Raw genomic sequence first — 21,825 nt, forward strand, 5'->3', positions numbered from 1 at the left:
GGAGGTGAAACCGCAGTTCAGTGCGTATCTTTCGGTGCCTCGACGTGAATCGCCCACGCGATGAGGGACCGAATATAGTGCAGCACAAGCTCATCCGGATATTGCTGCGCATCGGCCAGGTGCAGTCGGGCCAGCTCCTCCAATGCCGCGAGCAGGATGCGCTCGGTCGCGCCGTTCGGATCGACCGTGACCCCGGCATAGCGCGACAGCTGCCGCGCGCCGATGGCCCGCGCATAGGCCCGGCCGAGTTCGAGCCGGTCGCGCAGATCGGGTGGTCCGCCGTCGGGTGGGCTGAGAATGATCCGCCAACTGGTCGGCGCGGTGTGCAGATAGGCGAGGATGCCGCGGCCGAGCTCATCGACGTCGTCGGCGGTACCGGTCCGATCGACACTGCCGATGCCGGCGAGTGCGATCGCCGATTCCCGATCCACCAGGGCGGTCATCAGCCCGGACAGATCGGTGAACTGCTGATACACAAGGGCTCTCGCGACCCGTGCCTCGCGCGCGACCCGTTCGATGCTCACCGCGCCGAAGCCGTCGGCGGCGACGATATCGCGCGCCACGTCCAGCAGTTGTGCGCGCCGGTCGGCCGCGGACATGCGGCGCTTGGGCGTAGTGCATGGTTTCGCGCTGGGGTGCTCGGACGTCGAGCGCTCCGTGGTCACGGCAATGACGGTAGCGCAAGCAGCAGATCCACCGCCTTGGCGGCGCTCTGCACCGCGCTCTCCATGGTGGCCGACCAGTCGGTCGCGGTCCAGTCACCGGCCAGTACCAGCGTCGGTATCGAGGTGCGCTGGTCCGGGCGCAGGCCGTGAGTGCCGACTACCTGCGAGAAGGTTGCCTTCGGCATCCGAACCACGTGTCCCTGAACGACCTTCGCGTTTTCCGCGGCGGGGTAGTAGCGGCGCAGCAGCCGCATCTGCTCGTCGATGATCTCCTCGTTGGTCTTGTGGATCTGTTCGTAGGCACCGCTGGTGGTCAGGCAGTACAGCCAGGCCCGGTCGGTGCTGCGGCCGGTCATCAACTGCCGGTCGAAGACCTCGTCGATAATGCCGGTGCCGCCGATCAGCGCCTCGAATTCGGCCTTGGTGCCGAGCGGACGGTCCAGGTAGAGGTTGGTGCTGACAATCGGCGTGTAGCCCAATTTGTCCGCGGCGGCGTAGATTTCGGCATGTTCGGGCAGTTCGTCGAGAAGTCCGCCGATATTCGAATTCGGCACCGCGCAGACGACGGCATCGGCCGGGACGACCGATCCGTCGGCGAGTACCACCCCGGTCACAACACCATTGTCGATATTGATGCGGCGAGCCACCGCGCGGTGCCGGACCTCGACACCGAATTTCTCGAAAACCCTTTGGGCGCCGCCGATGAAGAGCGTATCGAGGTCGGTGGTCGGGTAGCCGATGGTGACCGCCCTGCGGTGTTCGATCCCGAGCCGGATGCCGGTTGCCAGCAAATCGGCGAGGATCTTGGCCGATTCCAGCTGCACCGGCTCGGCCGCGAGACCGAGAGCGAGCCAGTCCCACAACGCTTCTCGCGCCGCGGCGGGCATACCCACCCGGTTGAACCACTGTTCGGTGGTGAGGTCGGCCAGGTCGGCGGGCTGGTGCAGGCTCTGCCAGCCCAGTCGCACGGTGGCGCGGGCCGCGCGCAGCCGATCGAGCAGGCTCGCGTCGGGATGTGCGCCGAACAGGGTGCGCCATGCGCCCCAGCCCTTGGTCGACATGAACACGCTGCGCCCGCCGGGCCAGCGCAGCGTCCCACCGTGTGGGAAGGCGACGTGCTGGCGGGTGCCGACGCTGGTCAGATAGCGGAACAGATGCTCATAACCGCTGGCGATCACGTGTTGGCCGTTATCGGGGAGGTCGTCGACCGCGTCGACCTTCATCGCATGCGTCCGGCCGCCCAGTCTGCCACGACGTTCCAACAGGATGACCTGCTTGCCCGCCTCGGCCAGCCAGACCGCGGATGCGAGTCCGGCCAGGCCGCCACCGATGACCACGTACTGCCGTGGATCCAGCACGATGCCCTCCCTAGTTAACTTACATTTTGCAAGTTAACCGGGAGTGCTTGGGCCGTCAAGGGTTTCGGGGTCTTCTAAACGACAACCTGCTCCAGGGCATGGAATTCGATCGAGCTGTGCGCGGAGAACACCGTGACCTCATCGACGTGGTCGCGTACGAGTTCGCCCATCCGCCGCTGATTCTCGATGCGCGCGGTCGGAAGTGTCTGCGCACTCTTTTCGAACATCGCCGTCCCGATGGGCTGACGCGGACGCACCAGATCGAGGACGCCAGGATGGAAGTACGAGTCGCCCGCCGAGTGGGCGCATGGTTCCGCAGTTGAGGTGGTGCACTCGCATCAGGAAAGCTCCTGTTCGAAGGTGGTGCGCAGATGAGCGGCGACCGCCCGCAGCGGAGCGATATCGCGCTGGGTCTTGGCGAGCAGCAGGGCGCCCTCGATCATGGCGAGCGCGACGGTGGACAATTCGGCGGCGCGCGGTCGGTCGATCCCCTTGTCCCGCAGGAACTTTTCGATCGACACCCGCCAGGATTCGAAACCGGTGACGCAGGCCTGCCTGATCGGTTCGCTCTCGCGTCCGGCGTCGAGTGCGATGGTCGCGATCGGGCAGCCGCGTTCGAAGTCGGAATCGACCAGCGGCGCGGTCAGGGCGTCGAAGACGGCATTGATATCACCGCCATTGGTGAGGATCGCGTCGAGTTGGTCGTGCAGTTGTTTGCCCGACTGGGCGAGGGCCTCCGCGGCGAGCTGTTCCTTGCCGCCCGGAAAATGGAAATACAGCGAGCCCTTGGGTGCGCCGCCCGCGCTGACGAGTTGATTCAAGCCGGTGGCGTGATAGCCCTGGGTATGGAAGAGGTCGGCCGCGGCATCGATGAAGCGTTGGCGCGAGTCGGTGCGAGGTGCCACCTGCCTTACGGTACGTGAACTATGACGACCGGTCTAGTGAGCTATGGACTGACGCACCGTCGATGTGGTGGGTGGTGTTGGTTGCGGGGTGCTCGCGTCGCCGACGGGTGAAAATGCGTGCAGGAGTAGATAACTGAAAACCGCGGTCGCGGCGATGGCGAGCAGCGCGGTGAACAGCCGACTGGCAATCGCGATCGCGCGACGCGCGTCCGTGCCCATTGCTATCACTGTTGCCAGCTCCTCGGTGCTTGTTCCAAGGTGCTAGTCGTTGAAAATTGGACAAGTGTTAGCAACTGAATGGCAAATGATTCTGCTGGTTCTTGTGCGCGACGGCGCTCAGGTGGGTTCGGGCTGGCACCGCGGGCAGAAGTAGATGCCGCGCTCGCGCTGGGTGATGCGGTCGGACTGGGTGATCCGTGCGGTTCGGCCGGGCTTGGGCTCGGCTTCGGGTTCGCCGAGCAGATGGACGACCATGCGGGTGCCACAACGCTGGCACGGGCGGCGGGCCCGGCCGTAGGCCAGTGGCCGCCATGGCGGTTCGGTGGCGGCCTTGGTGAGTACGCGATGCGCCTCGTGCACCAGTGCGAGCAGGTCAGGGACCGCGCCGACCGGGGTGGCCGGGTGCACGCGGCGCAGGAAACAGATTTCGCTGCGGTAGATATTGCCGATGCCGGCCAGATTGCGCTGGTCGAGCAGGGCAAGGCCGATCGGCTGGGCCGGATGCCGGGACAGCCGGCGCACCGCCTCGGTCACATCCCAGTTGTCGCCGAGCAGGTCCGGACCGAGATGGTCGGTGGCGGTGTGTTCGTCCGCGCGCCGCAGTACCTCGACGGTACCGAGCGAAAAGCCCACCGCCTCGGTGTCGTCGGTGCCGAGCACCAGCCGGGCGGTGACCGGCGGTCGCGTCCACCGCTCACCGGCGCAGTAGGTCCGCCACTCGCCCTCCATCTTCAGGTGGGTGTGCACGCTGACCTCGTCGGTCCTGACGAAAAGATGTTTGCCATAGCTGGCGACACCCTCGACCCGCTGTCCGACCAGATCCACCGTGGCATAGCGCGGCACCCGGAAGTCGCTGCGGATCAGCGTCTTTCCCGCCAATGCGAGCCGCAGTCGAGCCGCGGTCAGGAAAACGGTGTCGCCTTCAGGCATGGTTCGACCATAGGCCGGTCGGGATCGAACGGATCATCGTCGGCTCCGTACGGGTCCGCTCGCGGCCGCGTCGGGTCCTGCATCGCCGCGGAGTCCGGGGCCGTGCGGTGGTTCCCCGTCGGGTCACGGCTTGCTCCGTAGTCGCAGGCCGCGCGGTGTCGCCGAGAATCCGGCCTCGGTCAGGAAACCGGCGAAGGTATTGCCGTGCACCGTTTCTCCGTCGACTCGGTCGATCACCAAGGAGTCGACGCGGCGGTCGCGCACCAGATCGGCCAGGGCGGTGGCCGCGGCTTGGCGAGTGTTCGGGTCCTCGGTGAAGGTGAGCAGGGTTTTGCCGCCGCGCTCCAGGTACAGCGCCGGTTCGCCGTCGATGAGTACGACTATCGCGCCCGCCTTGCGTCCGGGGCGGTGGCCAGCGCCCTCGGACGGACCCTTCGGCCAGGGGAGTGCAGCGCCGTAGGGGTTCGCGGGATCGCTGGCGGCCAAGGCGAATGCGGTGCTTCGGCGTGGTCCGCCGGTGACCTGGCGGGCGCGATCGGTATCGAAGGAGCGCAGCCGGTCCACCACATCGGTGGTGGAGAACTGGGCGCCGCCGAGCGAATCGACGAAATAGCCACGGCGGCACCGGCCGCGATCCTCGAATTCGGTGAGCACGCGGTACATCAGCGCGAAGCCGCCGGGCACGCCCTCGTTCTGCACCGAGCCGCGGGTCAGCACGCCGTATCGCTCCAGCAGGGTGTCGGCGGTCGCGTGCGCGCGCAGGGTGTTGTCGGCCACCCGTTCCGGTAGCAGCGACCAGCGGCCCGCCACCGCGGGTGGTCCCGACCTGGTCGGCAGGTTCGGCCGCGGCAGATACGCCCGTCCGCGCGGTGCGCGCCGCGGCGTGCGATGGGCCGTTGTGGTCCGTGCCGTACCCGAGAGCAGCGCACGCACGGGTGCGAACGTGTCACCGGAGACGACGCCCGCCCAGACGAGCTCCCACAGCGCGGCCGCGACCTGTGGGTCGTCGAGTAGTCCGGTGGCGTCGGCGAGCTGTCGGAAGAAGTACGCGCCGCCGCCGTGCAGGACCGGTGGAAGTCGTGGTGGCGCACCGCCTCGGCCCGCCGGGCGGTCCGGCTCCGCGGAAACTCCCGGTGCCGCCTCATCATCCAGCGATACGACCTGGTCGGTGCCCGATCCTGGTGCATCGAGCGGTCTCTGCCCATCGGAATCGATGGGAGTCCATGGCGTGATCGATGCCCCCAATGCGCTGAGCAGGCGCAGGTGCACCTCGGACAGCTCGATCTCATCGGCGGGGGTCAGGGTGAACGGTGCCTGATCGGCCAGATGCAGTGCGATCCAGCCGTCCTTCGCGGTAATGGCACCGTGTCCGGACCAGATGACCTCGCCGGTGGCCATCAGTTCGTCCAGCATGGCGGGGGAGTAGTCGCGGATCCGGGCGGGCAGTACGAGCGACTCCCACGCGGAGGCGGGAATCGGCACTCCCGCAAGCTGTTCCACCACGGCCGCGACCCCGTCGACGCCGCGCAGTTCACCGGTGCCGACGTGCTGCCAGGCGGGCAGGAAGCGGCCGAAGGCGGCGGTGGCGACCGGCTCCACCTCATGCCGGGCGGCCGCGAGCGAGCGGCGGCGCAACCGGCGCAGCACCTGCGCGTCACACCACTCCGAACCGCTGGCAGCAGGGGTGAATTCGCCTTCTACCACGCGTTTTTCAATGACCAGCCGATGCAGCGCGGTCGCGGCGACCGCGGTGCCGAGGCCGAAGCGGGCGGCCACCGCCTCGGTGGTGAACGGTCCATGGGTGCGGGCGTAGCGCCCGATCAGATCGCCGAGCGGGTCGGCGACCGGTTCGATGAAGGCGGCCGGGGTGCCGATCGGCAGCGGTACGCCGAGCGCATCGCGCAGGCGTGCGGCGTCCTCCACCGCCACCCACCAGGTTCGACCGGCGAAGGTAACCTCCAGCGCGCGCTTGGCCTGCAGCAGGCTGGCGAACCATTCGGTCGCGTCACCATGCGGTGCGCTCGGCTCGTCATCGTCGAGCGCAACGGCAGCCGCCGTACCGACACATCGCAGCGCGGCCTCCTCGGCGGTGAGCGGTCCGAGCAGCCGCAGCAGATCGGCCAGTCCCTCCGCATCCCGCGCCTGCCGTTCGGGGGTGAGCCGCTGCAACTCCTGCTCGGTCTGCTCGATAATGCTGGCGTCCAACAGTTCTCGCAGCTCCACCCGGCCGAGCAGTTCGGCGAGCAGACTCGAATCCAGGGACAGCGCGGCGGCCCGGCGCTCGGCCAGCGGACTGTCACCGTCGTACATGAACTGCCCGATGTAGTCGAACAGCAGGGAATTGGCAAAGGGCGAGGGTGACGCGGTTTCCACCTCGACCAGTCGCACCTGACGCCGCGCCACCCGACCGAGCAGATCCCGCAGTGACGGCAGATCGTAGACGTCACGCAGACATTCGCGCACCGTCTCCAACAGGATCGGAAAGTCCGGGAACTTCCGAGCCACATCGAGCAGCTGCGCCGACCGCTGCCGCTGCTGCCACAATGGCGCGCGCTTACCGGGATCGCGCCGGGGCAGCAGCAGCGCCCGCGCCGCGCACTCCCGGAACCGCGACGCGAACAGTGCCGACCCGCCGACCTGCTCGGTGACGATCTCGTCGATCTCATCGGGATCGAAGACGAACAGCTCCGCACCTGGCGGATCGTCGGTGGTATCGGGCAGCCGCACCACAATGCCGTCATCGGAGGCGTTGGGCGACACATCGACCCCGAACCGCTCCCGCAACCGCGCCCCGATCGCCAATGCCAATGGCGCGTGCACCGGCAACCCGTAGGGCGAATGCAATACCAGCCGCCAGTCGCCGAGTTCGTCACGGAACCGCTCGACGATCAGCGTCTTGTCGGTGGGCAATTGGCCGGTGGCCGTGCGCTGTTCGTCGAGCAGGGCCACCAGGTTGGCGGTCGCATTGTCGTCGAGGCCCGCACCGCGGATGAGCTCGTCGGTCACCGGGTCGGCCGACGTCGTCCGGGCGCTCTTCTTTCCGTTGCCCCTGGTTCCGGGATCCGAATCCGGATCGGACTCGATTCGCCGCGGCGCGTGCGCACCGGCCTTGCGGATGAATTCCCCGAGTGCGGCGCCGAGTTCGGCGGGGCGTCCGAGTCCGTCGCCGTGCCAGAACGGCAACCGTCCCGGCTGTCCGAACGCGGGCGTGACCAGCACCCGGTCGAAGGTGATCTCCTCGATGCGCCAGCTGGTCGCGCCGAGCGCGAAAACATCGCCCACCCGCGATTCGTACACCATCTCCTCATCGAGTTCACCCACCCGCGAGGCCTTTTCGCCGACCATGTAGACCGCGAACAGCCCACGGTCCGGAATCGCGCCGCCGGAAGTCACCGCCAGTCGTTGCGCTCCGGGCCGACCGGTGAGCGTGCCCGCGTCGCGGTCCCACACCAGCCGCGGCCGCAGCTCGGCGAACTCATCCGACGGATAGCGACCGGCGAGCAGATCGAGTACCGACTCGTACGCCGACCGGGGCAGTGTGGCGTAACTGCCGGTGCCGCGCACGGTTTCGAACCACGCGTCGACATCGATCGGTTCGAGTGCACAGGCCGCGACGGTCTGCTGGGCCAGAATGTCCAAGGGATGCGCCGGAATCTGCAGCGCCTCGATCTGCCCCGCCGTCATCCGCTGCGAGGCGACCGCGCAATGGATGACATCGGTGCGATGCTTCGGGAACAGCACTCCGCGCGAGATCTCGCCGACCTGGTGTCCGGCCCGCCCGACCCGCTGCAATCCGCTGGCCACCGACGGCGGCGCCTCCACCTGCACCACCAAATCGACCGCGCCCATATCGATGCCGAGTTCGAGACTGCTGGTGGCCACCACGCAGCGCAGCCGTCCGCTCTTGAGATCGTCCTCGATGATCGCCCGCTGCTCCTTGCTCACCGAACCGTGGTGCGCGCGGGCCAGCAGCGGTTCCGCGCCATGGATCACTTCGGTGGACGCACCCAGCTGGGCAGGGGGTTTGTGGTCCATGTCGACCGCATCGCCGAGCCGAGCCGCGTAGGCCTCATTGAGCCGCGCAGTCAGCCGCTCGGCGAGCCTGCGTGAGTTCGCGAAGACGATCGAAGACCGGTGTTGCAGCACCAGATCCACGATCGCCTCGTCCACATGCGGCCAGATCGAGCCGGGCTGATCGGAGTCGCCCGGCTCGGTCATATCCGCGATCGGCACACGCACTGACAGATCGAAGGTCTTGGGCGCGGGCGGCGAGACGATGGTGATGGGCGCATTTCCCACCAGGAATCGTCCGACCTCCTCGGGCGGCCGCACCGTCGCGGAGAGGCCGATCCGCTGGGCGGGCCGCTCGGTCAGCAGATCCAACCGGGCCAGCGACAGCGCCAGATGCGCACCGCGTTTACCACCCGCAATGGCATGCACCTCGTCCACGATGACCGTACCGACCTCGCGCAGTGTCTCCTTGGCCGCCGAGGTGAGCATGAGGAACAGCGATTCGGGCGTGGTGATCAGAATGTCGGGCGGTGTGCGCTGCATCGATCGCCGATCCGCCGCACTGGTATCGCCGGAGCGGACACCGACGCTGATCGCGGGCGGATCCAGCCCCAGCCGTTTGGCGGTCTGGGTGACCCCGACCAGCGGCGCCCGCAGATTTCGCTCGACATCCACCGCCAGGGCCTTGAGCGGTGACACATAGAGCACCGAGGTGCCGCGCGTCGTCTTTCCCTCCGGCTTCGCCCTGGTTGCCAGCTGATCGATGGCCCACAGAAATGCCGACAGCGTCTTACCCGAACCGGTCGGTGCGACGACCAACGTGTGTTCACCTGCGGCAATGGCTTTCCACGCGCCGAGCTGGGCGGCCGTCGGCGCGGGAAAGGCGCCGTCGAACCACTCCTGGGTCGCGGTGGAGAACTGAGCCATAGCATCAGTGTGCACCTGGGCACCGACAGCCCAGCGGGCGCTGGTGAAACGCTCGAGTTCGGCAAATGGCCCGCGGCGGCAGGGGAGTCCGAGCGAAGGGTTGGCAATCGAAGTACGACCACCACTGCCGCGCCGTACGCTTCCAACCGTGCAGAAGGTGCTCAGACTCGACCTGGTCAGCCATGGTATGACCGAGGCGATGCGAAAGGCACGTTTTCCAGTCGACGAGTCGCTGACCGAGGCCGGTCGCCGAGCAATCGCGGCAAGTGGGCGCCTGACCGCGGCTCGAGTACTCACCGGACCCGAGCGCAGGGCCGTGGAAACCGCTGCGCTGATGGGACTTCCGGGCGAGGAGGACACTCGACTACGCGATCTGGACGCGGGCGCGTGGCGCGGAGGTGAGTTGATGTCGGTGCCGCAGGACGAGCTGTACGCCTGGCTGACCGACCCGCAATTCCGTGGCCACGGCGGCGAATCCGTGATCGATGTGGTCGAGCGGACCAGGTACTGGATGGCCGAAATCGCTTCCGAGGGCATGTCGACCATCGCGGTTACCCACCCGGCGGTAATCCGTGCGGCGCTGTTGGTGACCCTGGACGCGCCGCCGAAATCGTTCTGGCGGATCGACATTCCGCCGGGCAGCGTCACCCGACTGCACTACCGCGGCGAATGGACGTTGCACTTCACGGCCTGAGATTCGTACTCATCCCGCGCAGCGGTCCCGCGCCGACCGTCACGAGCAGCCGTACCGCGTCGGTGATCAGCCGAGCGGGTATCGAAGGATCAACGGCCCGTTGCATGCCCAGGCCGATCCCCATGCTCAGGACCGCGGTCGCGGCATCTTCGGCGGGCATCGGCAGTGGGATTGCGATCGTGTCCGAGAGCGTCTGCAGCTGTGCCGCGACGGCCCCGCGCATCATGGCGAGGCTGGAGACCAGTGCGGCCTGCAGTTCCGGATCGTCGCGGGCAACGGTGGCGAATTCGAATTCGAGCAGGGTCCAGCCGACGTCGCCGATGGTCCGCTCGGCCCATTCGTGGAACCGCGCCAGCTGATCGTCCAAGGTCTCGCCCGCCGCGAGCAGATCGGTCACCTCGCCGAATTTCGTCGCGTGGATCAGGGCCAGTACCTCCAGGCACAGCTCCTTCTTGGTGCGGAAATTCGAGTAGACCGCACCCTTCGAATAGCCCGCCTCCTCGGCGACGCGCTCGAGGCTGGTCTTCGCATAGCCCTCGGCCAGGAAGAGGTCGCGTGCGGTCGCGATCAGGTCGGCCCTGGTGCGGGCCTGACTTTCGGACCGGGTCAGACGTGCCATACCGGTGATTCTACGTACCGATAGATTTCAGATACTGAAGGTATTTGAATTCTGCTAGTGTTTGGAACCATGGGTAACAAGAACGGGTCGCAGCGGCGCGGCCTGGCTATCGGCTGCGGTGGCACGCTGGGGTTCGCCTGGATCGTCGCCGCGCTGGCCGCCACCCGCGACGTGCTGGACTGGGATCCGCGCGAGGCGGATGTGCTGATCGGCACGTCCGCGGGTGCTGAGACGGTCACCATGCTCGGCAGCGGCATCGCGGTGGACGAACTCGTCGCTATGCAACGCGGGACGTCGGCGAATCCGGTTCTGCTCGCGCATATGCGGGCCCAGCCCGGACGGTTCCCACCGCTGCCCCGCCCGCGGCTGGGTGAGTTGGGCCTGAGCTTGCGTGCGCCGAAGACCGGACAGCGATTGCTGACCGCGGGCAGCGGGCTGCTGCCGGTGGGCGGTGGCGATGCGAGTTGGCTGCAGCACCTGGCGGATCGGCTGAATCCGGGCCGCTCCTGGGTATCCCATCCCGCGACGTGGCTGGTGAGCATGGATTACGCGACGGGAGTCCGGGTTCCGTTCGGCGCACCCGATGCGCCGCCGGCCGCCTTGGGTGCGGCGCTGCGCGCATCCTGGGCGGTGCCCGGCTGGTTCCCGCCCGTATCGATCGCGGGTCGACGCTTCGTCGACGGCGGCGCCGGATCGACCGCATCGGTGGATCTGCTCGCGGCACAACAACTCGATGAGGTGCTGGTGCTCGCGCCGATGGCCTCCGTCGACAAGGTTGCCGCGACCGGTCCCGGCCATTTCCTGGAACGGCAGCTGCGCAATCGGATGAGCGCCCAGCTCGCGGCCGAGGTCGCCGTGCTGCGCGCGGCCGGCACCCGCGTGCTGGTAATCGGCGCCACCGCGGCCGATCTCGCGGAGATGGGCCCCAACTTCATGGACGCCCGTCGCCGCCTCGCGACATTCGAGCACAGTCTGCACAGCACCCGAACGGCGCTGGAACAAGGAGAATTCGCATGAAAATCCTCGGTCACGGTTATCCGGATATCGATCTGAAGGGCGCGCGAGTCCTGATCACCGGCGCGGGTCGCGGCATCGGCCGGTCGACCGCGGAGCTGTTCGCGGACGCGGGCGCTCAGGTCGCGATCGCCGATGTGGACACCGCCGCGGCGGAATCCACCGCGGCTGCGATCGGCGCACGCGCATACGAGCTCGACGTGCGTGCCCGCGATCGGTGGGACAGGGTTGTCGCCGACTTCGGTGTGGTGGACGTGCTCGTCAACAATGCGGGTGTCATGCCAGCGGGCGCGTTCCTCGACGAACCCGATGCGGTCGGCCACGCCACCTTCGATATCAATGTCTGGGGCCTCATCCACGGCATGCGCGCCGTGGTGCCCGGCATGATCGAGCGCCGCCGCGGCCACGTCGTCAATGTCGCCTCGCTTGCGGGCAAGGTGCCGGTGCCCGGCCTCGCCGTCTACAACGCCAGCAAGTTCGCCGCCGTTGGCCTGTCCGCCGCAACCCGTTTGGAGTTCGCGCCGCAGGGCGTCAGCGTCAGCTGCGTCATGCCATCGGCGGTACGCACCCGCCTCTCCTCGGGCCTGACCCTCGGCAAGGGCATGCCCACCGTCGATCCGGAAGACGTCGCCGCGGCCATCCTGCAAACCTGCCACACCCGCAAGGCCGAGGTAGCCGTCCCGAACTACCTCGGCCCCATCGACATAGCCCTGGCCGCCGCTCCCGAACGCGCGGTCCGCCTGGTACGCAGGCTCTTCGACGGTGACCGCGCCCTGCACCCCGCCGACGGCGAAACCCGCGCGAAGTACGAACAGCAGGTTCGTTCGATCATCGAATAACCAGCCGTACCACGAAAAGCGGTCCCGGAGAACATCTCCGGGACCGCTTTTATTTTCAGCAGCTGGTCGGGACCGGATCGCCGCGGAAGCGGGCTTCCACGTAGTTCCACGCGTCGGCGAAACCGGCGACCGCGGTGGTCATATGCTCCGCGATTTCATAGGGGTGGAAGTCGATCGGCGCGCCCGCCTTGCAGTAGCGGTCGGCGACCTCGGCCACCGGATTGAAGAAGGTCAGCGTGTCGAAGCGGCCCTGCCAGATAAAGGTGGGAACCGTCGGAACTCCGGGGAAGTACCGCAAGCTGTTCTCCCGCAACACCGCTCGCGCCTCCGGACTGTCCATCAGACTCTTCGATGCCGCCATCTGCTCGGCACTGCGGAAGGCCCCGTGGAACAGCAGGAAGCGCCGGCAGGCGTCGTGCGTGAATTCGCGGAACCACAAACCGTTCTGGTTGAGCTGATCCGAAATCGGCAGCCGGTTCGGGTATTCGCGCTCCAAGCCCATGGCGGCGGCGAAGGCCAACCCGAAGCCGGGGTGCGGTTCGAAGCCGAGGGCGAGGGCCATCTCCTCCATATCGGCGGGGATGCCGCCCGCGACCGCGGCGGTCAGCTTCAGGTCGGGGGCGTAGGTGGGTTGCAGCGCGGCCGCCCAGGCGGTGGCCATGCCGCCGCCGGAATAGCCCGCGATCGCGACCGGTGAGTTGGCCAGACCGAGGTCGGCCACCTTCTGCACGGCCTTGACGCTGTCCAGCGTCATCATGCCGCTCAACCGCGCCGCACCGTAGGCAGAGGTGGGGCCGAGATAGTCGGGCAGTGAGATCGCCCAGCCGCGGCCGATGGGCAGCATGGCGCCGGGCGCGTCCTGCAGTTCGCCATTGAACAGTGACCGCGATGGATTGCACTGGGTGCCAAGGGAATTGATCAGCGCCTGATAGGAGACCAGCGGTGGGTTCTTGACACCGGCCGGGAGCAATACGGTGGTCACGCCCATGACCGGGTTGCCCTGCGAGTTGGTGGAGCGGAACGCCACCTGCCAGCCCTCGGTGCCGACATAGGGTCCGGTGTCGATCTTGCGGGTGCGCACCACGTCGCCGGGCTGTAGCGCACCGAGATCGGCCGGTGCACCGTAGAACGGATCGGGGTCGGGGGTCGGATAGAGCGGATCGGCCTGCGCTGGCAGGCCCAGCAGCCCGAGCGAGGCGATACTCAGCATCAGGATCGCGATCCTGAAGGGAACTCTGGACAAGACTTTCCTTCGATGGTCAGCCGCCACCGACGATACGACCGAAGGCCCCGAGACACCTCGGCCGACGTCGGACGGACCGGCACTACAAGGGGGATTCGCAGCGAACTACCTCGTTCACTGCACGGATCGGAAGAAGGAACCGGCGGCCGAACCGAACGCGAGCCGATCGCGGCAGACTTCTCGCACCTCCTTCGGCTCCGCGGCCATCCGGTTGCCGCGAGAAGCGACACCATCTGCGAAATTAGCGCAAGGCCGGGCGATTTCGCGATGCGATTCCGGTGGAATGAGATACCTCACAATGTGGAAGGCGCCCTATTGCCCCGCGCTCACGATCTTGTGCTGTCGGAACTGCCGCTGGACGGCCGGGCGCGCGGGGCATGACGCCGCGCATTTCCGCTCGCGTGTCCGGGGTCACATTTCACCTCGCATCCTGCATAGCCAGTGCCCATCGCGAGGAGGCGAAATTGAGCAGTCTGCTCAATCTGTCGCACATCGGTTGTGCGTTCAGCTCATCAAGGACAGTATGGCGGCAAGAAATGCTCAACGAGGCGAAGCGTCAGATCGGCGCCTAGCGGACGGGTGGACGATATGACCGAGCTCGCCGACCGCGAACTGATCCCAGCCCCCTATGACCTTGCCGACCGCTACCGCGTCGGCGCGGGCACCGTCGTCCTCACCGGCGTCCAGGCGATCGCTCGACAGCTCGTCGAGCAGCATGTTCGTGATCTGCGTGCCGGACGACGGATCGGCACCTTCGTCTCCGGATATCAGGGCAGCCCGCTGGGCGGCGTCGACAAGATGCTGAACGGTATGCCGAATGTTTTGGCCGAGCACGATATTTCCTTTGTGCCCGGCTTGAACGAGGAACTCGCCGCGACTTCGGTGTGGGGCAGTCAGGCCGATCTGCCCGCGGGCAATGCGACCCATGATGGGGTTGTCGGGGTCTGGTACGGCAAGGGTCCCGGGCTCGACCGCGCGACGGATGCGCTGCGGCACGCCAATATGTACGGCGCCAATGCCCATGGCGGCGTACTCCTGCTGGTCGGCGACGATCCGGCCTCGAAATCCTCCACCGTGCCGGCGGTGAGTGAGCGCTCGTTGGCCGCGATGGGCATTCCGGTGCTGTTCCCGCGCAATGCGCGCGAGATCATCACCATGGGTCTGCACGGTGTCGCGCTGTCGCGGGCGTCGGGATGTCTGGTGGCACTGAAGATCGTCGCCGATGTCGCCGATGGCGCGTGGACGGTCGATGGCACGGTGGGCGATATTGATATCACCGTGCCCGAGATCGAATGGGAGGGTGCGCCGTTCACCTACCTACAGCGGCCGATGGCCGCGCCGACCGACAGCGTGATCGCCGAGGCGGATCTGTACGGACCGCGCTGGGAGCTGGTCAAGGCCTACAGCACATGCAATGAACTCGATATCATCGAGGTGAACCCGGCCCGTGCCACCGTCGGAATCGCCGCCACCGGAACCACATTCGACGCCGTGCGCCAGGCGCTGATCGATCTCGGCGTCGACGATGACGCACTGCTGCGCGCGGGCGTGCGGCTGCTGCGCATCGGCATGCCGTATCCCATCGCACCCGAGCGGGTCCGGCAGTTCGCCGACGGGCTGGAGCGGATCGTGGTCGTCGAGGATAAGACCGCGTTCATCGAAACCCAGATCCGCGAGATCCTCTATGGCACGACAGCCGCGCCGCAGATCATCGGTAAGCGCGATGCCGCGAACCGGCCGCTGTTCGCCCAGGACGGCGAGCTCACTTCGGGTCGGATCGCCGCACCGCTGCGCCGCGCGCTCCACGGCCATCTGGAGATGAAGCGTCCCTTGCCGCGGCCGCTGTCGCTCGCCGTGCTGCCCGCGAAGCGCGCCGCCTACTTCTGCAGCGGCTGCCCGCACAACCGGTCCACCGCCGTACCGGAGGGATCGCTGGCCGGTGGCGGCATCGGCTGCCACACCATGGTGACGATGTCGGGGCGTGATGACAGCAAGGTCACCGGGTTGACCCAGATGGGTGGTGAGGGTACGCAGTGGATCGGGCAGGCACCGTTCACCACGGTGCCGCATCTGTTCCAGAACATCGGTGACGGAACGTATTTCCACTCCGGCCAACTCGCCGTGCAGGCCTGTGTCGCCGCGGGGGTGAACATCACCTACAAGCTGCTCTACAACGATGTCGTCGCGATGACCGGCGCACAGGACGCCGAGGGCGCACTCGCGGTGCCGATGCTGACCCATAAGCTCACTACCGAGGGTGTGCGCCAGATCATCGTCTGCGCCGACGATCCCAAGAAGTACCGCAAGCGCGACCTCGCCGCCGGAACCCTGCTCTGGCACCGCGATCGGCTCGACGAGGCGCAGCGCACGCTGCGTGAGATTCCGGGCGTGACCGTGCTCATCTATGACCAGCACTGCGCCGCCGACGCGCGCCGCCGACGCAAGCGGGGCACCCTGCCGGTCCGGCGGACCCGGGTGGTCATCAACGAGGCGGTCTGCGAGGGCTGCGGCGACTGCGGGGTCAAGAGCAACTGCCTCTCGGTGCAGCCGGTCGATACCGAATTCGGCAGCAAGACCCGGATCGATCAGACCTCGTGCAATACCGACTACAGCTGTATGGACGGCGACTGCCCGTCCTTCGTCACCGTCGAACTGCCGGATCCGGCCAAAGCGAAGAAGCGTAAGGGAATTCGACACGCCGAGCCGCCGGTGCTGCCCGACCTGCCGAATTCCGCCCCGGCGACAACCCAGAATGTCTTCCTCGCTGGCATCGGCGGAACCGGCATCGTGACGGTGAACCAGGTGCTGGCGACGGCGGCGCTGCGCGCCGGATACGAGGTGGCGAGCCTGGATCAGATCGGCCTGAGCCAGAAGGCCGGACCGGTGGTCTCGCACCTGCGTTTCGCTAGTGGCGAGCTGGAACCGGCGAACCGGCTGGCACCCGGTTCGGCCGACTGCATCGTCGCCTTCGACCTGCTCGCCGCCACCGATAACAAGAATCTGGCCTACGGCTCGAAGCAGACCACGCTGTCCGTCGCGTCGACCAGCAAGACCCCGACCGGCGATATGGTCTACGACCGGACCATCGCGTATCCCGAAGAGCGCGAACTGCTTGCCCGGCTCGAGCAGGTATCGTATGCGGTGCAATCCTTCGATGCACTGGCCGCGGCCGAGGTGCTGTTCGGCAGTACCGCCGCCGCCAACTTCCTGCTGGTCGGCGCCGCCTACCAGATCGGTGGTCTGCGCCTGCCCGCATCGGCGATCGAGGAGGCCATCGAGATCAACGGTGTCGCCGTGCAGGCCAATATCGCGGCATTTCGCTGGGGCCGGGTGGCCATCGCCCGCCCGGCCGAATTCGCCGCCGCTACCGGCCGCAAGGTGCGTGAACGTACCGAGATCGCCATTCCGGCAGATCTTTTCGATGGTGTGACCGCGGCGGGTGAAACCAGGCGGCTGCTCGAACTGCGGGCCGCTGAGCTGATCGGCTTCCAGGGCGTGCGCACGGCCCGCGATTACGTCCGCACCGTGCAACGGGTTTGGGAGGCCGAGCAGCGCATCACCGACCGCACCGAGTTCAGCGAGCAGGTGGCCCGCGGCCTCTACAAATTCACCGCCTACAAGGACGAATACGAAGTCGCCCGCCGACTGACCGATCCGGCCTTCCTCGACGAGGTCGCCGGTCAACTCCCCGACGGCGCCAACCTCACCTACCGGCTGCATCCGCCCGTCCTGCGTGCCATGGGCCGCAAGAAGAAGATCGGCCTCGGCCCGCGCAGCCACTTCGCGCTGCGGGTGCTGGCGCAGGGAAAGCGCCTGCGCGGCACCAAGTTCGATCCCTTCGGCTATGCCCACGTTCGCCGGGTGGAGCGGGCCTTGCTGGCGCACTACACCGAGATGGTGACCATGCTGGCCGCCGACCTCGACCGAGCAGGCTACGACCGCGCCGTCCGAGCCGCCGCACTCCCCGATATGGTCCGCGGCTACGAGGACATCAAACTCGCCAATGTCGAGCTCTATCGAAACGGCCTGCAGGAGCTCGGCATCGAGCCACCACAGCTCTAATCGCAGACGTGCCGACCATCGGCAATCGGCCGCACGAGGTACAGCGGCGGCTTGAAGTTGTTCGATCGACAGTGAGCCAGCTGGGCGCGCAATGCTTCTGTTGCCGAGGGGTCGGTCGCGTGAGTCATTTCGATAACGCGGCGCACTGTTAGAGCGTCAACGCCGCGGGCTTCGGCGTCGGCGACATAGTCGTCGATGATGTCGAGCGCATCGGGTGTGGGCCGCTGGGGTCGGCGGCGGTGCTCCAGTCGCTCACGCTCGATGTCGATGTCACTGTATCCGCGCCGCTCACGCAGCAACCGCTCGATCTCTTCGAGAGATGAGGTCTGCGTGAACAACGCTGCCAGCGACGATTCCGAAAGAGCGGTGGCTGCAATCCGGTAGACGCGCGTGGCCGCGTCGGTGACCTCGATGACGACACCGCGCTGGGTCTCGACGGAGCCGCGCCAGCCGGACGCAGCCACGGCCAGCAGAGCATTGGCCTCCGATGGGTGCCATGACCAGATGCTCGCCAGTCCTTCCGCATCCCTGGCTATCAGATCGCCGACAATCTCGGCATCCAGAGCGTGCAACCGACCGTTGAGCTCGGCACGGGACAATTCGCCGTCAAGACCGGCACCGGCGACGAGCACCTGAGTCGGCAGCCCGGACGTAATTGCAGCGGCCAAAGCAACAGAGTCGGCCAGCGGGCTACGCAACCCTGGCTCATTGCCAGTGGCCAGGATGTCGCCGCCCGTATCGATCACCACGACCTCATCAGCGTCGAACGCGGAAGCCGCATAACGGATCTGACGCGCGAGACCGTTTACCCCAGCCTCGATGTCCATCAGCAGCAGCGGTTGTGCGACATGCCCCGCAAGGCGCGGGAGTGTCGATTTCCCGTCGCCGTGCAGGGCCGCCGTGGGTGGCACTTCGAAGACTCCGCCGTGGTCGATCAACCCATGGAAGTCGGCCCGCGTCCTCGGGCCGGGTGTCGGGTCGACAATTAGCCGGTCCCATGAGTAGCTCATGATGGCTACCACGCCCAGAGCTGGCATTTTGTCGGCGAGCATGGCCGCCGTGACCGCGTCGCCGCCCCCACCCGCAGCGATCGCTACTGTCGTCATCGTCGTTCACCAACCAATCCGCGACTCATAAACTGGCCAGTGGCATATGGTACTCAGACCAAGGATGAAGCGTTGCCCGAGATCGAAGAGGTACTTCCGAAATACCTGCAAATCGCAGGATACCTGCGGGATCAGATCGTTCGTGGCGACCTACCGCCAGGCGCGGAGGTCCCGTCCGAACGGGAACTCGCCGCCGCATGGAAGGTGTCCCGGCCGACTGCAACCAAGGCCTTGCAGGCATTGCGGCAGCAGGGATTGGTCGAATCACGCCGCGGGTCCGGCACGTTCGTCCGTGAACCGAATGCCGCGCCGCGAGCGCGTGAACGATTCGAGCGTGCCGCGACGATGGGCACGATGTACTCCGACACCGAGCGTGTCGAGTTCCCGCTTGTCGGCAGAGTGGACGCGCCCGACTATGTCGCGACTGCGCTCGGGCTCGACGAGGGCAGCCCTGTAGTGCAGCGGCGGCGCGTCATATACAACGAGGTGAGCGGGCCGACGGAGCTATCGACGTCGTGGTTTCCGGCAGCCTTGGCCGATTCCGCGCCGCGGCTGCTGGTCGCCGAGAGGATCCGGGGCGGCACTCTCCCATATCTCGCCGACGCCCTCGATATGCGCGCCGCCTATGCCCGTGACCAGGTCTGCGCTCGGCCCGCCAGCGATGACGAGCGGGCGGCACTCGATCTGCCGGATGCATCACCGGCCTTGGTCTATTGGCTGGTGGCCTACGACTCCGATGACAGTCCGATCCAGTTCGATGAGGCGGTCTATCCGCCGCAACGATGGGCGTTTCGCCAGGAGTACCCGATAGCTTTCTGACCGACATGGCAGTCTCTTCGAAATATTTCCTGATTCAAGCAAGTGGCATGTGCCACTATCCAAATAGTGGCGTGATCCAGTTGTGACGCAACGGAACCAACCTGGGAGCCCGTAATGCCAAACCACGCGCTACCGAATCGGGCCGCACCGTTCATTGGGCCGCAAGGTCCTGTGTACTGCGATGCATCAGCCGAAGTGCTGATGCGCTACATCGGTGCCCTCAATGAGTGGGAGCCCCCAATCGAAGACGCTGTGCCGATCGCAGGCGGGGAACTGGGGTCGAATGCGATCGGCGTGGTCCGCTGGGGCAGCGCAGCGCAGAGCGCGTCAACCGCCATAGAGCTGAAACGCATAGCGGCAGAGCATAATTACTTCCTCGTCGAGGTCGTCGTGTTCGATGTGGACTCCCGCGCTGCAGCGCTGTTGTTGTCGCAGCACATTGGAGACGCTGAAGCTGTCGCTGTCCTTGCACCCAGCCTCGAGCACGTCGACGAGTTGAAGCGGGCTATCACCCTCGTCTGTGACCTGGTCACCCCCGAGCAGGTGTATCCATGCGGTCATCAATGGCCTGTGCCCCTGACTATCGTGGCTGGTGACCAGTGATGCACGAGTTGACACCTGAACTGCTGGCCGATACCCCTACGAGCCGATGTTTGTTCTATCAGCAGACCTGTGGGCTTGCGGCTGAGGTCGACCCCGCGATGGGGCGGATTACGGTGCGGGCGGGCAGCGTATCCGCGGTCACCATGCCCGCCGACCTCGGTCAGATGGTCAAGGCCCACATGCAAATTCGGCAGCAGGCGACCGGCCCGATCATCTCCCACCCTCGCTCGCGACGATGGACATTCATCGTCAGACCCGATCTGCCCGACGACGTGCCATTGTTCTCAGAGTTGTTCCGGCTGAACGTGACTGTCGCTCGGTCCGGGGCGCAAATCGCGTTGCCGTCACCCGCCGACTGGCAAGCCGGACTGCGGGTCTGGATCGAACTGCCACGTGATACATTCCGGCCATCGGGAGTCGCCGTAGTCGATGCGATCCGCGCATGCGTCGTCATCCGTCCACCAGACGCCGACCGATGAGCGGTAACCCTGGAACTGCCAAGGCAATTGGGGCTATTTCGCTCGATGTGAGCGGGCTGCATCAGCATCGGTCGATCACGGATCCGCGTGATGAGTGCGCAGGCTTCCCCGCGGCCGGGTGATCCGGATGTGCATTTGTCGGTGTTCCTGCATGGCGCACGATTCGACTTCGCGGTCTGCCTCACAGCCGCGCTGATCTTTGTGGAGGACTGGCGCGATCACCACTACCCCGACGCGGTAACGGTGATTCCCGGACCCACCCGTGGCCTGCCGTGCCTGCCCAACGAACGGCTGTACCTCGAACCATGAATGAAACGCCAAACGCTTTGCACGTCAGCAACATTGCTTGCCTTCAAGCTACGCCCGGAACAGCTGGAGATGTACGAGCAAGGGGTCTCGCCATGACAGCCGAGCTGCGAAACAGCCGCGCGCCGCCCACCAAATCAACACCAGAACACCGTTATTCGACGCCGCCCTGGGCCTGCTTTGCCGGACCGGGGTGGTAGACGGCATCTCCTGGATCAGACACCACCAGGGGCGTCCGAAATATGGACCGCTGTGTCCGTTCAATACCTGTATTCCGCGGGGGAATCATGCAAACTGCCATCAAACGCTCAATCTTCGTGACCGCCGCCTGCATCGCAGCCGTTATGGCCGCCATTGGCTCGGCCGAGGCCGTCACCGTCCAGCAATGCGAGGAGTCGGGCGGTGTAGTCATCCGATGCGCCGAGCAGCCTGTGACCAAGAACGACAAAGTCGCCTGTCCAGCACCGGGCAAGACAATCCGACTGTGGTGTGTCGGGACGCGGTTCTACACCATGCCGGACGGCTCCCCGATGGAGGTCTTCGATACCGGCGGCAATAGCAAGTACGGGCGATAGTCTCGATGCCATGACCTCACGATTTGGTTCCGTCACCACGATCACGGGGGCGAGCCCGGCAGTGATTTCACTGCTTCGTCGTGCCGTGCGGGTGGCCGAACAACATGGCCGCAACGATCTGGCACCCGAGGATCTGCAAGTAGCCCTGCTGCAGGGCATCCCATGGTCGACACTCGAGGTGTGGTGGCCGCGGGGTGGCGGAAAACCGTTGCAGCGCGGTGTCATCAACGATTTCGATCCGTCTGCGCCGCAGAAGGCGTTGACCTACACGGAATTGGTGGAGCTGGTGGCCTCGATGGTGCCAGGGCCCGCTGGTCGTGACGAGTTGAACCCGGCCGAGCCGGTCACTGTCACCTACGAACTGTCGGGGCCGGATGCCGACGTGTTTCGAGCCCAGATCGACGGGGCTGAGTAACCAATATGGAGCCCCCAGTCAGCAGGCTGAGGGCTC

General features: G+C 66.4%; 20 protein-coding genes. 10 read left to right on the forward strand and 10 right to left on the reverse strand.

Annotated elements, in window-relative coordinates; genetic code table 11:
* Positions 1 to 17: 17 nt before the first annotated feature.
* The 7 genes from ACWEO2_RS20205 to ACWEO2_RS20235 form a co-directional block, all read right to left on the reverse strand.
* On the reverse strand, positions 18 to 599 hold the full coding sequence (locus tag ACWEO2_RS20205; protein ID WP_452406804.1) for a TetR/AcrR family transcriptional regulator: 582 nt from the start codon (positions 597 to 599) through the stop codon (positions 18 to 20).
* A 62-nt stretch (positions 600 to 661) separates the two neighbouring features.
* On the reverse strand, positions 662 to 2,020 hold the full coding sequence (gene hpnE, locus ACWEO2_RS20210) for a hydroxysqualene dehydroxylase HpnE (RefSeq protein WP_452406805.1): 1,359 nt from the start codon (positions 2,018 to 2,020) through the stop codon (positions 662 to 664).
* A gap of 77 nt (positions 2,021 to 2,097) precedes the next feature.
* On the reverse strand, positions 2,098 to 2,250 hold the full coding sequence (locus tag ACWEO2_RS20215; protein ID WP_452406706.1) for a hypothetical protein: 153 nt from the start codon (positions 2,248 to 2,250) through the stop codon (positions 2,098 to 2,100).
* Positions 2,251 to 2,361: 111 nt separating this feature from the next.
* The gene (locus tag ACWEO2_RS20220; RefSeq protein ID WP_452406707.1) at positions 2,362 to 2,928 is read right to left on the reverse strand and encodes a TetR/AcrR family transcriptional regulator; all 567 of its coding nucleotides are present in this window, start codon (positions 2,926 to 2,928) and stop codon (positions 2,362 to 2,364) included.
* A 33-nt stretch (positions 2,929 to 2,961) separates the two neighbouring features.
* Entirely contained in the window at positions 2,962 to 3,147 is a 186-nt protein-coding gene (locus tag ACWEO2_RS20225; RefSeq protein WP_452406708.1) for a hypothetical protein, read from the reverse strand.
* A 117-nt stretch (positions 3,148 to 3,264) separates the two neighbouring features.
* Entirely contained in the window at positions 3,265 to 4,077 is an 813-nt protein-coding gene (locus tag ACWEO2_RS20230; protein WP_452406709.1) for a DNA-formamidopyrimidine glycosylase family protein, read from the reverse strand.
* Between the two features lie 123 nt (positions 4,078 to 4,200).
* The gene (locus ACWEO2_RS20235; protein ID WP_452406710.1) at positions 4,201 to 9,015 is read right to left on the reverse strand and encodes an ATP-dependent helicase; all 4,815 of its coding nucleotides are present in this window, start codon (positions 9,013 to 9,015) and stop codon (positions 4,201 to 4,203) included.
* 148 nt (positions 9,016 to 9,163) lie between these two features.
* Here ACWEO2_RS20235 and ACWEO2_RS20240 point away from each other — a divergent pair, with 148 nt between their 5' ends.
* Positions 9,164 to 9,709, forward strand: coding sequence for a histidine phosphatase family protein (locus ACWEO2_RS20240; RefSeq protein WP_354958123.1), 546 nt, complete (start codon positions 9,164 to 9,166; stop codon positions 9,707 to 9,709).
* Here the strand turns inward: ACWEO2_RS20240 and ACWEO2_RS20245 are convergent.
* On the reverse strand, positions 9,699 to 10,328 hold the full coding sequence (locus ACWEO2_RS20245; RefSeq protein WP_452406711.1) for a TetR/AcrR family transcriptional regulator: 630 nt from the start codon (positions 10,326 to 10,328) through the stop codon (positions 9,699 to 9,701). The genes ACWEO2_RS20240 and ACWEO2_RS20245 overlap by 11 nt on opposite strands.
* A 69-nt stretch (positions 10,329 to 10,397) precedes the next feature.
* Between ACWEO2_RS20245 and ACWEO2_RS20250 the strand changes: the two genes are divergently transcribed.
* Both ACWEO2_RS20250 and ACWEO2_RS20255 read left to right on the forward strand, forming a co-directional pair.
* On the forward strand, positions 10,398 to 11,345 hold the full coding sequence (locus tag ACWEO2_RS20250; RefSeq protein WP_452406712.1) for a patatin-like phospholipase family protein: 948 nt from the start codon (positions 10,398 to 10,400) through the stop codon (positions 11,343 to 11,345).
* The gene (locus ACWEO2_RS20255; protein ID WP_452406713.1) at positions 11,342 to 12,181 is read left to right on the forward strand and encodes an SDR family oxidoreductase; all 840 of its coding nucleotides are present in this window, start codon (positions 11,342 to 11,344) and stop codon (positions 12,179 to 12,181) included. The genes ACWEO2_RS20250 and ACWEO2_RS20255 overlap by 4 nt, the downstream gene beginning before the upstream one ends.
* A 55-nt stretch (positions 12,182 to 12,236) precedes the next feature.
* On the opposite strand, the gene ACWEO2_RS20260 is transcribed toward ACWEO2_RS20255, so the two are convergent.
* Positions 12,237 to 13,391, reverse strand: a complete 1,155-nt coding sequence (locus ACWEO2_RS20260) for a lipase family protein (protein ID WP_354958142.1) — start codon at positions 13,389 to 13,391, stop codon at positions 12,237 to 12,239.
* A gap of 621 nt (positions 13,392 to 14,012) precedes the next feature.
* On the opposite strand from ACWEO2_RS20260, the gene ACWEO2_RS20265 reads away from it, so the two are divergent.
* Positions 14,013 to 17,486 (forward strand): indolepyruvate ferredoxin oxidoreductase family protein, encoded by a 3,474-nt coding sequence (locus ACWEO2_RS20265; RefSeq protein WP_452406714.1) that lies wholly within the window; start codon positions 14,013 to 14,015, stop codon positions 17,484 to 17,486.
* Here ACWEO2_RS20265 and ACWEO2_RS20270 read toward each other — a convergent pair.
* Positions 17,483 to 18,592, reverse strand: a complete 1,110-nt coding sequence (locus tag ACWEO2_RS20270; protein ID WP_452406715.1) for a DUF1152 domain-containing protein — start codon at positions 18,590 to 18,592, stop codon at positions 17,483 to 17,485. The two genes, ACWEO2_RS20265 and ACWEO2_RS20270, sit on opposite strands and share 4 nt — an antisense overlap.
* Before the next feature lie 72 nt (positions 18,593 to 18,664).
* Between ACWEO2_RS20270 and ACWEO2_RS20275 the strand changes: the two genes are divergently transcribed.
* From ACWEO2_RS20275 to ACWEO2_RS20300, 6 genes are all read left to right on the forward strand, one after another.
* Positions 18,665 to 19,411 (forward strand): GntR family transcriptional regulator, encoded by a 747-nt coding sequence (locus tag ACWEO2_RS20275; protein WP_452406716.1) that lies wholly within the window; start codon positions 18,665 to 18,667, stop codon positions 19,409 to 19,411.
* 114 nt (positions 19,412 to 19,525) lie between these two features.
* The gene (locus ACWEO2_RS20280) at positions 19,526 to 20,014 is read left to right on the forward strand and encodes a hypothetical protein (RefSeq protein WP_452406717.1); all 489 of its coding nucleotides are present in this window, start codon (positions 19,526 to 19,528) and stop codon (positions 20,012 to 20,014) included.
* Positions 20,014 to 20,493, forward strand: a complete 480-nt coding sequence (locus tag ACWEO2_RS20285; RefSeq protein ID WP_452406718.1) for a DNA-directed RNA polymerase subunit beta — start codon at positions 20,014 to 20,016, stop codon at positions 20,491 to 20,493. The genes ACWEO2_RS20280 and ACWEO2_RS20285 overlap by 1 nt, the downstream gene beginning before the upstream one ends.
* A 90-nt stretch (positions 20,494 to 20,583) precedes the next feature.
* Positions 20,584 to 20,802 carry a hypothetical protein gene (locus tag ACWEO2_RS20290; protein ID WP_452406719.1) on the forward strand — a complete coding sequence of 73 codons (219 nt, stop codon included), beginning with the start codon at positions 20,584 to 20,586 and terminating at the stop codon, positions 20,800 to 20,802.
* 314 nt (positions 20,803 to 21,116) lie between these two features.
* Complete coding sequence (locus ACWEO2_RS20295) at positions 21,117 to 21,374, forward strand: hypothetical protein (protein WP_452406720.1); 258 nt, start codon at positions 21,117 to 21,119, stop codon at positions 21,372 to 21,374.
* A 10-nt stretch (positions 21,375 to 21,384) separates the two neighbouring features.
* Positions 21,385 to 21,789 (forward strand): hypothetical protein, encoded by a 405-nt coding sequence (locus tag ACWEO2_RS20300; protein ID WP_452406721.1) that lies wholly within the window; start codon positions 21,385 to 21,387, stop codon positions 21,787 to 21,789.
* Positions 21,790 to 21,825: the final 36 nt, after the last annotated feature.

It is taken from the genome of Nocardia sp. NPDC004278 (genome assembly GCF_053602975.1).

Coding starts and splice junctions, on each gene's coding strand:
- ACWEO2_RS20255 (WP_452406713.1), top strand. CDS start 11,342: ATGAAAATCCTCGGTCACGGTTATCCGGATATCGATCTGAAGGGCGCG.
- ACWEO2_RS20225 (WP_452406708.1), bottom strand. CDS start 3,147: ATGGGCACGGACGCGCGTCGCGCGATCGCGATTGCCAGTCGGCTGTTC.
- ACWEO2_RS20260 (WP_354958142.1), bottom strand. CDS start 13,391: ATGCTGAGTATCGCCTCGCTCGGGCTGCTGGGCCTGCCAGCGCAGGCC.
- ACWEO2_RS20250 (WP_452406712.1), top strand. CDS start 10,398: ATGGGTAACAAGAACGGGTCGCAGCGGCGCGGCCTGGCTATCGGCTGC.
- ACWEO2_RS20265 (WP_452406714.1), top strand. CDS start 14,013: ATGACCGAGCTCGCCGACCGCGAACTGATCCCAGCCCCCTATGACCTT.
- ACWEO2_RS20215 (WP_452406706.1), bottom strand. CDS start 2,250: ATGTTCGAAAAGAGTGCGCAGACACTTCCGACCGCGCGCATCGAGAAT.
- ACWEO2_RS20230 (WP_452406709.1), bottom strand. CDS start 4,077: ATGCCTGAAGGCGACACCGTTTTCCTGACCGCGGCTCGACTGCGGCTC.
- ACWEO2_RS20285 (WP_452406718.1), top strand. CDS start 20,014: ATGCACGAGTTGACACCTGAACTGCTGGCCGATACCCCTACGAGCCGA.
- ACWEO2_RS20300 (WP_452406721.1), top strand. CDS start 21,385: ATGACCTCACGATTTGGTTCCGTCACCACGATCACGGGGGCGAGCCCG.
- ACWEO2_RS20205 (WP_452406804.1), bottom strand. CDS start 599: ATGTCCGCGGCCGACCGGCGCGCACAACTGCTGGACGTGGCGCGCGAT.
- ACWEO2_RS20235 (WP_452406710.1), bottom strand. CDS start 9,015: ATGGCTCAGTTCTCCACCGCGACCCAGGAGTGGTTCGACGGCGCCTTT.
- ACWEO2_RS20245 (WP_452406711.1), bottom strand. CDS start 10,328: ATGGCACGTCTGACCCGGTCCGAAAGTCAGGCCCGCACCAGGGCCGAC.
- ACWEO2_RS20270 (WP_452406715.1), bottom strand. CDS start 18,592: ATGACGACAGTAGCGATCGCTGCGGGTGGGGGCGGCGACGCGGTCACG.
- ACWEO2_RS20290 (WP_452406719.1), top strand. CDS start 20,584: ATGAGTGCGCAGGCTTCCCCGCGGCCGGGTGATCCGGATGTGCATTTG.
- ACWEO2_RS20280 (WP_452406717.1), top strand. CDS start 19,526: ATGCCAAACCACGCGCTACCGAATCGGGCCGCACCGTTCATTGGGCCG.